At 43.4% G+C, this 2,395-nt stretch carries 1 protein-coding gene and 1 pseudogene; both read right to left on the bottom strand.

Annotated features, from left to right (window positions below):
- Window positions 1-115, bottom strand: a pseudogene (locus tag V7659_RS22260) (purine-nucleoside phosphorylase); the annotation flags it as partial.
- A 108-nt stretch (window positions 116-223) separates the two neighbouring features.
- On the bottom strand, window positions 224-2,395 hold a 2,172-nt coding region (locus V7659_RS22255; protein WP_335542355.1), incomplete at its 5' end, for a malate synthase G.

The following is a 2,395-nucleotide window of genomic DNA, read 5'->3' as shown; positions in this document are numbered from 1 at the left end:
TTTCAGCAATAAATTTTGCACGTAAAGGATCCCCTGGTAACAGGATTGTTTCAGCAATTTCTACTCCATTTGGTTTAATATGTGGAGTTTCCTTTTGTTCGGTGTTATTACTCATGTTTTTCACTCCTTATATAAGTAAGTATCAAAGGTATTTTCCCATAAGTTTACATTTTCATTCATCAAAAAAAGCAACTACATCTGTTACTTGTAGTTGCTCGTGCTTTTAATCGTGGTGCCTGACACCCCATTTGGCTTTTGCTTCGATGCGGCGCTGATGTAAGATTGGCTCGGTGTAGCCGTTTGGCTGGTCGTAACCCTTAAATACTAAGTCGCAAGCTGCTTGAAAGGCGACAGATTGACCATAATCTAGAGCCATTGGATGATACGCCGGATCTCCCGCGTTTTGTTGGTCGACTACCCTGGCCATTCTCTTTAAGGTTCCGAGTACCTGTTCCTTCGAACAAATTCCATGATGGAGCCAGTTGGCGATATGCTGGCTCGAAATCCGGAGTGTCGCACGGTCTTCCATCAACCCAACATGATTAATATCCGGTACCTTCGAACAGCCAACCCCCATTTCTACCCAGCGAACAACATAACCCAGGATTCCTTGTGCATTATTATCAAGTTCTTGCTGAATTTCCTCGGCGGTCCAGTTGGTATTTTCAGCAACAGGAATGGCTAAAATCTGGTCTCTAAGATCCTGAATATTCGTTGCTAACTCAGCTTGCACCTTTGAAACATCTATTTGATGATAATGTAGCGCATGCAAGGTTGCTGCTGTTGGGGAAGGCACCCATGCTGTTGTTCCGCCTGCTTGCAGATGACCGATTTTTTGCTTGAGCATTTCAGCCATAAGGTCTAGCATCGCCCACATTCCCTTCCCAATCTGGGCCCGCCCTTTAAGTCCAGCTGCCAGCCCGACAAATACATTCGATTTTTCATAGCTTTGCAGCCATGTTGAAAATTTCATTTCGTTTTTCCGAATAACTGCCCCGATTTCCATCGATGTATGGATTTCATCTCCGGTCCGGTCCAAGAAACCCGTATTAATGAAGACTATTCGATCCCTTACTTCACCAATGCAATTTTTCAAGTTCAAAGACGTCCGGCGCTCTTCATCCATGACCCCAATCTTTAACGTATTTCGCTCCAGTCCAAGCATATCTTCCACGCGATTAAACGTCTCGTTGGCGAAAGCGACTTCTTTCGATCCATGCATTTTTGGTTTAACAATATAAATCGATCCCTTTGCAGAGTTCTGATGTGGACCGTTTGCCAAAAGAGAATGCTTGGCAATTAAACTAGTAACGACAGTATCCATTAACCCTTCTGGTACCTCGTTCCCATCCTTATCTAAGATCGCAGGACTCTTCATCAGATGTCCAACAATGCGGACAAACATGAGGGAACGCCCTTTTAAGGCAAATTCCTCACCAGTAGGAGTGAAATAATATCGATCAGGACTCAGCGATCGAGTAATCGTCTTTTTATTTTTAGAAAAAGCAGCAGTTAAGTCACCTTTCATCAATCCGAGCCAATTGGAATAAACGAGGACCTTATCTTCTGCATCCACTGCGGCAACAGAATCCTCACAATCCATAATCGTTGTAAGAGCAGACTCTATAAAAATATCTTTAACGCCAGCTCCATCGGTTTTACCTATTGGATGACCGTGGTCGATTTGAATTTCAAAATAGAGACCATTATTTTTCAGTAAAATGGCGGAAGGCTCTCCTGGATTCCCTTGGTAGCCACAGAGTTTGGATTCATCTTGAAGCCCAACCGTTGCACCGCTGCCAAGTAAAACCGCTAATCGTCCATCAACAATCGAATATTTGATAGCGTCCTTATGTGAAAACTGCTTTAGCGGAAGGGCTTGATCAAGGAACTCTCTTGCAAAAGCAATAACTTTTTCTCCGCGAATCGGGTTGTAAGCCCCTGCACGCTTAGCGCCCCCATCTTCACTAATCGCATCCGTACCATATAAGGCGTCATAAAGACTTCCCCAACGGGCATTTGCTGCATTTAACGCATATCGGGCATTATCGACTGGAACGACAAGCTGCGGACCAGCTTTTAAGGCTACTTCTTCATCCACATTTTCCGTGCCAATCTGAAAATTAGAAGTCTCCGGTTCTAAATAGCCAATTTCTTGCAAAAATAATTTATAATTTTCAGTATGGAAGGTTTTATTGATCCTGTGCCAAGTATTGATTTTATGCTGGAGGTCATCTCGTCGAGCAAGTAGTTGGTTATTAATCGGTGTCAAATCAGTAAAGAGTGCTTCAAAATCAGTCCAGAACTGCTCACGGTCCAAGCCCGTTCCTGGTAATGCGCTGTCGTTAATAAAATGATAAAGTACATCCGCTACTTGAAGATTACCTATTTTCAC

The organism is Neobacillus drentensis, assembly GCF_036966985.1.
GTDB lineage: Bacteria > Bacillota > Bacilli > Bacillales > Cytobacillaceae > Neobacillus > Neobacillus drentensis_E.
This window is presented reverse-complemented; position numbering and strand designations above follow the sequence as displayed.